The following is a 7,261-nucleotide window of genomic DNA, read 5'->3' as shown; positions in this document are numbered from 1 at the left end:
TCACCGGGCCGCCCTCGAACGAGAGCATCTGCCCGAGCTGCTGGAACGCTGCGCCGAGGTCGTTGGGGTTGAGGCCGCCGAACATCGCCGCGAACGGGTTGTCGGCGCCACCGGGGGCACCCGGCGTGCCAGGGCCGCCGGGCATGCCCATCCCGAACAGCGCGCCGAACGGGTTCCCGCCGGCGAAGCCGAACGGCTGCGGGCCGCCCTGCTCCTTCTTCTGCTCGTCGCCGGGCCCGCCCTTGGCGTCCTCGGGCTTGGCCTTGCCGTCCTCGGGCTCCTCTGGCGGAACGCCGAATCCGAAGGGAAGGTCGCTCACGGGGGTCCTCGATCCGGTCGGCCGTCATGCGGGTGGTGGCGGTGGGTCTGCGGGCCCGGGGCGGTCGGCGGAGCGGGGGGACTCGCGGCCGGTGGGCGGCTCCCGGTGCGGCTGACCCGCGCCGGGTGCACCGCCGGGCCTCCGCCTCGGGCAGGATGGACGTACGTGACACACGTACGTACGCACATAAGCTAACCGTGGAGGATGGCCGGTGAGTTCCCCGCCTTCGGACGTTCGCTCTGGGCTGACCGGAGGAGAGGACGCCCCGGACACCACGGCGTCGCCGCCTCCAGCCTACGGCGGCAGGCCGCTGACCGTGGCCGTCACGGGTGCCGCCGGGGTGCTCGGCGAGCGCGTCGCGGCCCGCCTGGTGGCCTCGCCGGGAGTGAAGAAGGTCCTCGCGGTCGACGACCGCCGGGGCGAGGTGCCGGGCGTGCAGTGGCGCATCCTCGACGTTCGCGACCCCGCGGTGGCCGAGCGGCTGGCCGGTGTGGACGTGGTGGTCCACCTGGCGATGGACCTCGGGATGGAGTCCGACCCGCGCGCCCGCAGCGCCTACAACGTGCGCGGCGCGCAGACCGTGCTGACCGCCGCCGCGGCGGCCGGCGTGCACCGGGTGGTGCTCTGCACCTCGGCGATGGTCTACGGCGCGCTGGCCGACAACGAGGTGCCGCTGGCCGAGGACTCCGAGCTGCGGGCCACCGAGGAGGCCTCGCTGGTCGGGGACCTGCTGGAGATCGAGCGGCTGGCCCGGCGGGCCCCGCGCGCCCACCCGGGCCTGCAGGTGACGGTGCTGCGGCCGGCCGTGGTGGTCGGGCCGGGCGTCGACACGGTGCTGACCCGGCACTTCGAGGCTCCCCGCCTCCTGGTGGTGGCCGGTTCCCGGCCGTGCTGGCAGTTCTGCCACGTGGACGACCTGGCGGCGGCGCTGGAGTACGCGGCGCTCGGACTGGTCGAGGGCGAGGTGACGGTCGGTTGCGACGGCTGGCTGGAGCAGGAGGACGTGGAGCGGCTGTCGGGCATCCGGCGGATGGAACTGCCGGCGTCGCTGGCGCTGGGCACCGCCGCCCGGCTGCACCGGCTCGGCCTGACCCCGGCACCTGCGGGGGACCTCGCCTACACCATGTACCCGTGGGTGGTCTCCGGCAGCCGGCTGCACGAGGCGGGCTGGCGGCCGCTCTACACCAACGAGCAGGTGCTGGCCGAGCTGCTGGCACAGGTCTCCGGCAAGCACGCGGTGGCCGGGCGCCGGCTGGGCGGCAAGGAGGCCGCGACCAGCCTGGGCGCGGCCGGGGCGACGGTGGCGCTGGTCGGTACGGCGGCGCTGGTGCGGCGGGCGCGCAAGCGGCGCCGCTTCTGATCCCGCCCGTCCGAGGCCGCCCGTCCGAGTCCGTCGGTCCGAGTCCGCCCCGCCGATCCCGCCCGGCTGATCCCCCCGGGGCCCGCCCGCCTGAGCCCGGGTGGCGGGCCGCCGGCCGCCGGGCGCCGCGGGCCGCGCGGCCCTGGCCCCTGCGGCTGCTCCGGCGCGCCGGTGCGCTCCCGAGTCGCAGCTCTTCTCACGATGCGAAATCTCGCAATCGTGATACGGAATCCCCTGCCCGAACCGGATCCGGATGGGGAATCATGGGGGCATGTCCGAGAACCACGACCCCATCCGCCTGCTCGCCATCCGCGACACCCCGCTCTCGCTCGACGAGGTGTACGAGGCGGTGGGCGACGACGCGGCCGGCGGCACGACCGTCTTCGTCGGGACGGTCCGTGACCACGACGGCGGCAAGTCGGTGGCCGCGCTGGAGTACAGCTGCCACCCCACGGCCGAGCAGGAGATGCGCCGGATCGCCGAGAAGATCGTCGCCGACTTCCCGGTCAAGGCGCTCGCCGCGGTGCACCGCATCGGACGGCTGGACATCACGGACAAGGCCGTGATCGTCGCCGTCTCCTGCGCCCACCGCGGCGAGGCCTTCGCCGCCGCCCGCCGGCTGATCGACGACCTCAAGCACGAGGTGCCGATCTGGAAGCACCAGGTCTTCTCCGACGGCGAGGAGGAGTGGGTCGGCGCCGCAAGCTGCTGACCTGCCCGAACACCGTCGGCACGCAGGCGCGCCGGGCCCTCACTCGAACGGGTGTGGGCCGCTGCGCCGAATACTCCTTGGCAGTGAGCCGATCGGCTGTCCCGTAACCCGGACGGCGCCGTCCGCGTTGTCCAGCGGGGTGGTTAATCTGCTCATAGACACGACGAGCTGGGAGTACTGACATGGCTGTGCTCGCCTGGTTGATCATTCCGGTTGTCGCCGCACTGCTCGCCACCGTCTGGGCGGGCTGGGCCCAGCGGGCTCCGCGAGCCACCGGGGACCCCGCCTCCCTCGCCGAACACCGACGCTTCACGGCCGCGATGGAACGCTCCACCGTCGGCGCCGGCCGGAGCGAGGGCTCGGGCCGGTAGCCCGGGGGGCGCCGCGTCACCCGCGTCCCGTACTGTCGAGGCATGCCACGCCGCTCTGCGACGATGCTCGCCGCCACCCTGCTGCTCATAGCGCTGCTCTGCGTCTCGGTGCTGATGAAGGTGCCGTACACCGAGATGAGCCCGGGGCCGACGTACAACACGCTCGGGGTGCAGGAGAAGACGGGTACACCGGTGATCACCGTCACCGGCCACGAGTCGTACCCGGTGAGCGGGCACCTCAACATGACCACCGTCCAGGTCACCGGGGCCAAGTACGAGCCCAGCCTGGTCAACGCGGTGATCGGGTGGCTGCGGGACGACGTCCTGGTGGTGCCGCACGACAACGTCTACCCGAAGGGTCAGACGGACGCGGACGCCAAGAAGCAGAACGCCGAGGAGTTCGCGCTCTCCGAGGACCACGCGCGCACGGCGGCGCTCACCCAGCTCGGCATCCCGGTCGGCAACGAGCTGATCGTCCAGTCGGTCACCGCCGGCGCCCCGGCCGAGGGCCGGCTGCACGCCGGCGACCGGATCGTCGCCGTCGACGGCGCGCCGGTGACCGACGCGGAGGGCGTGGCCAAGGCCGTCACCAAGCACCAGCCCGGCGAGTCGGTGGTCTTCACCGTGGTGCCGATGGCCAGGGACGCCGCCAAGACCGATCCGTCGGCGGCCCGCACCGACGTCACCGTGCCGACCGTGAAGTCCCCGGACACCGGCAGCGCGATGGTCGGCATCCGTCCCGGCGTGCGGCACACCTACCCGTTCCAGATCGACATCGGCCTGCAGGACGTGGGCGGGCCCAGCGCCGGGCTGATGTTCTCGCTCGGCATCATCGACAAGCTGACGCCCGAGGACCTCACCGGCGGCCGGTTCGTCGCGGGCACCGGCACCATCGACGACGCCGGCAAGGTCGGCCCGATCGGCGGGATATCCATGAAGCTGATCGCCGCCCGGGACGCCGGGGCCGAGTACTTCTTCACCCCGGCCGGCAACTGTGCCGAGGCCGGCAAGAACACCCCGTCCGGACTGACCCTGGTCAAGGCCGAGACGCTGGACGGCGCGCTGAAGTCGCTGGAGCAGATCCGCTCCGGGCAGACCTCCGCGCTGCCGTCCTGCGCCAAGTAGCCGGACCGCCCCGGCCGTCCGGGATCAGGCGAAGGTCGCCAGCAGGGCCTCGGTCAGGCCCGGCACCAGGTCGGGGCCGGTCAGCACCTCGCGGGCGGTGTCCTTCGACCGCAGCCGCAGGGCGATCTCCTTCTTGCCGTCCCGCAGCACGGCGGCGGTGATCCGCACCTCCTCGCGCTTGGGGTGGTTGGCCACCCACTCGGCGAGCTGGGCGTCGCTGGCGTTGCGCGGGCGGGACTGCTCGGCGCCCGGCGGCAGCATGAGCCGCTCGACCACCAGGGCGCAGCCGGCCACGGCGTCCGGCCAGGCGATGGTGCCGAGGAACTTGTCGAGCTCCATGCCGGCCGGCAGCTCGTCCTGCTCGACCGGGGTGAGGCCGGCCTCGTCGCTGTCGGCGAGGCCGAGCTGCTTCGCGATCCGGGGGTCGGCCTTGCGCAGCGCGGCGCTGTCCACCAGGGCGAACAGGCGGGCCGGGAGGTCCCAGCCGAGGGTGGCGGCGTACTCGTCGATCTCCAGCGCGGCCCGGGTCAGCGGGCTGGCGGCCGGGAGCTTGGAGACGTCGTCGGGGGAATTGGAGACATCGGACATGCCTCAATCCTCACACGCCGGGGCCCCCGGGCGGCGCCACGGCTCCTGCGGGGTCGGAGTAACCGTCTGCTAACGGTGGGAACTCGGCCAGAGCCTGGTTTAGTTTCACTGACGACCGACCGACTCCAGACGACACAGCCGAGGTGCCACCGTGGTCTTCCAGATGCCGGAACGCTCAGGGCCGGGATTCCGGCGAAGGGTAGGCCCGCCCTCCCGGCGCGCGCGGGTGCTCCTGCTGACCCTGGGCGTGCTCGCGGTGCTGTTCCTGCTGTTCGTCATGTTCTCCGGGTTCTGGACGGACTGGCTCTGGTTCAAGTCGGTCCACTACTCCTCGGTGTTCACCACCCAGCTCTGGACGAAGATCGGCCTGTTCGCCGTGTTCGGGCTGTTCATGGCGGTGATCGTCGGCTTCAACCTCTGGCTGGCGCACCGGCTGCGGCCGCCGCTGTCGGCGATGTCGGTGGAGCAGCAGAGCCTGGACCGCTACCGGTCGGGGCTGGCCCCGTTCAAGCGCTGGACGCTGATCGGGATCTCGCTGGTGATCGGCCTGGTGGCCGGTGCCGCCGCCTCCGGCCAGTGGCGGACCTGGCTGCTGTGGACCAACGGGACGTCCTTCGGCGTGAAGGACGCGCAGTTCGGCATGGACGTCTCCTTCTACGCCTTCGAGCTGCCGTTCTACGAGTTCGTGCTCGGCTTCGCGTTCAGCGCAGTGATCGTCTCGCTGCTGGCCTCGGTGCTGGTGCACTACCTGTACGGGGGCCTGCGGCTGCAGGGTCCGGGCCGCCGGGCCAGCGCCGGTGCGCAGGGCCACCTCGCGGTGCTGCTCGGCGTCTTCGTGCTGCTGAAGGCGGCGGCGTACTGGCTCGACCGGTACGCCCTGGCGGTGAAGACCGGCTCCTACAAGGGCGTCAGCGGCTGGACCGGCCTGCGCTACGTGGACGCCAACGCGTTCCTGCCGGCCAAGACCATCCTGTTCTTCGTCGCGATCATCTGCGCGGTGCTCTTCTTCCTGACCCCGATCCGCCGCACCTGGGCCCCGGCCCTGATCGGCCTCGGGCTGATGGTGCTGTCGGCGGTGCTGATCGGCGGGGTGTACCCGGCGATCGTGCAGCAGTTCCAGGTCAAGCCGAACGAGCAGGCCAAGGAGACGCCGTACATCCAGAAGAACATCGACGCGACGCGGCAGGCGTACGGGATCGCGGACAGCCAGGTCACCCCGTACAACCCGGCGAACGCGACCAACGCGGACGCGCTGAAGCCGGACGCCCAGACCATCACGGACATCCGGCTGCTCGACCCGAACGTGGTCGGCCCGACGTTCCAGCAGAACGAGGCGCTGCGCAAGTACTACGCCTTCCCCAAGTCGCTGGACGTGGACCGGTACGGCGCCCAGGACACCGTGCTGGGCGTGCGCGAGCTGGACCTCAACGGCATCCAGCGGAACTGGATCAACGACCACTTCAACTACACCCACGGCTACGGCGTGATCGCGGCCAAGGGCAACCAGGTGGACTCCAACGGCAACCCGGTCTACACCGAGTCCGCGCTGCCGACCAAGGGCGCGTTCGGCCCCTACCAGCAGCGGGTCTACTACGGCGAGAAGACCACGACGTACTCGATCGTCGGCGGCGGCTACCAGGACATCGACTACACCGCCGAGGACGGCACCCCGGTGCACTCCACCTACGACGGCGGCAGCGGCGTCTCGCTGTCCAACCCGCTCACGCGGGCCGCGTACGCGGTGAAGTTCGCCGAGCCGCAGATCCTCTACTCCAGCGCGATCAAGGACGGCGCGAAGGTCATCTACGACCGCACCCCCAAGGAGCGGGTCGAGAAGGTCGCGCCCTGGCTGTCGATCGACGCCGACCCGTACCCGGTGGTGCAGGCGGGCCCCGCCGGCCAGCCGGGCAAGGTGGTCTGGGTGCTGGACGGCTACACCACCTCGGACGGTTACCCGTTCTCGTCCAAGACGACGCTGGGCGACGTCACCAAGGACTCGCTGACCAACCAGCGCGGTGAGCTGCTGACCGCCGCCAACCAGGTCAACTACATCCGCAACTCGGTCAAGGCCACCGTGGACGCGTACACCGGTGAGGTGACGCTCTACCAGTGGGACGAGAACGACCCGGTGCTGAAGACCTGGATGAAGGCGTTCCCGGACACCGTCAAGGCGAAGGCCGAGATCCCGGACACGCTGATGCCGCACCTGCGGTACCCGCAGGACATGTTCAAGGTGCAGCGCGACCTGCTCGCCGAGTACCACATGACCGACGCCGGCGGCTTCTTCAACGGCACCGACATCTGGCAGGTGCCGGCGGACCCGACCACCAACACCAACGAGGTCCAGCCGCCGTACTACCTGACGGTCCGGATGCCCGACGCCAAGGCCGCGAGCTTCTCGCTCACCACCTCGTTCACGCCGAGCGGGCGCGACAACCTGGCCGCCTTCATGTCGGTCAGCGCCGACCCGGGGCCGGACTACGGGAAGATCCGGATCGCCAAGATGGAGACCGACTCCCGGGCGCTCGGGGCGAAGCAGGTCCAGGCGAAGTTCAACTCGGACCCGCTGGTAGCCAACCAGCTCACCCTGCTGAAGACCGGTACCGACTCCGACATCGAGTACGGCAACCTGCTGACCCTGCCGGTCGGCGGAGGCCTGCTCAACGTCGAGCCGGTCTACCTGATCGGCCGCAGCGCCAAGGTGCCGGTGCTGAAGAAGGTGCTGGCGACCTACGGCAACGAGAACGCGGTGGTCGCGGTCGAGGACAACCTGGAGAAGGCACTGG

General features: G+C 71.2%; 6 protein-coding genes and 1 pseudogene. 5 read left to right on the top strand and 2 right to left on the bottom strand.

What is annotated here, in order from left to right; all coding sequences use genetic code 11:
- Positions 1-319: pseudogene (locus tag MCM47_RS38995) on the bottom strand (hydrolase); the annotation flags it as partial.
- Positions 320-530: 211 nt separating this feature from the next.
- Between MCM47_RS38995 and MCM47_RS38990 the strand changes: the two are divergent.
- From MCM47_RS38990 to MCM47_RS38975, 4 genes are all read left to right on the top strand, one after another.
- Positions 531-1,679 carry an NAD-dependent epimerase/dehydratase family protein gene (locus MCM47_RS38990; RefSeq protein ID WP_374209278.1) on the top strand — a complete coding sequence of 383 codons (1,149 nt, stop codon included), beginning with the start codon at positions 531-533 and terminating at the stop codon, positions 1,677-1,679.
- A gap of 271 nt (positions 1,680-1,950) precedes the next feature.
- Positions 1,951-2,391, top strand: coding sequence for a molybdenum cofactor biosynthesis protein MoaE (locus tag MCM47_RS38985; RefSeq protein ID WP_238951648.1), 441 nt, complete (start codon positions 1,951-1,953; stop codon positions 2,389-2,391).
- A 182-nt stretch (positions 2,392-2,573) separates the two neighbouring features.
- Positions 2,574-2,762: a hypothetical protein gene (locus MCM47_RS38980; RefSeq protein WP_238951647.1), complete on the top strand. Its 189-nt coding sequence runs from the start codon at positions 2,574-2,576 to the stop codon at positions 2,760-2,762.
- A gap of 42 nt (positions 2,763-2,804) precedes the next feature.
- Positions 2,805-3,887, top strand: coding sequence for a PDZ domain-containing protein (locus MCM47_RS38975; RefSeq protein WP_238951646.1), 1,083 nt, complete (start codon positions 2,805-2,807; stop codon positions 3,885-3,887).
- 24 nt (positions 3,888-3,911) lie between these two features.
- Here MCM47_RS38975 and MCM47_RS38970 read toward each other — a convergent pair whose 3' ends face one another.
- Positions 3,912-4,475: a PPA1309 family protein gene (locus MCM47_RS38970; protein ID WP_238951645.1), complete on the bottom strand. Its 564-nt coding sequence runs from the start codon at positions 4,473-4,475 to the stop codon at positions 3,912-3,914.
- 163 nt (positions 4,476-4,638) lie between these two features.
- On the opposite strand from MCM47_RS38970, the gene MCM47_RS38965 reads away from it, so the two are divergent.
- Positions 4,639-7,261: UPF0182 family protein (locus MCM47_RS38965; protein WP_238951649.1), on the top strand; the 2,623-nt coding region annotated here is incomplete at its 3' end.

This window comes from Kitasatospora sp. A2-31, from assembly GCF_022288725.1.
Lineage (GTDB): Bacteria > Actinomycetota > Actinomycetes > Streptomycetales > Streptomycetaceae > Kitasatospora.
This window is presented reverse-complemented; position numbering and strand designations above follow the sequence as displayed.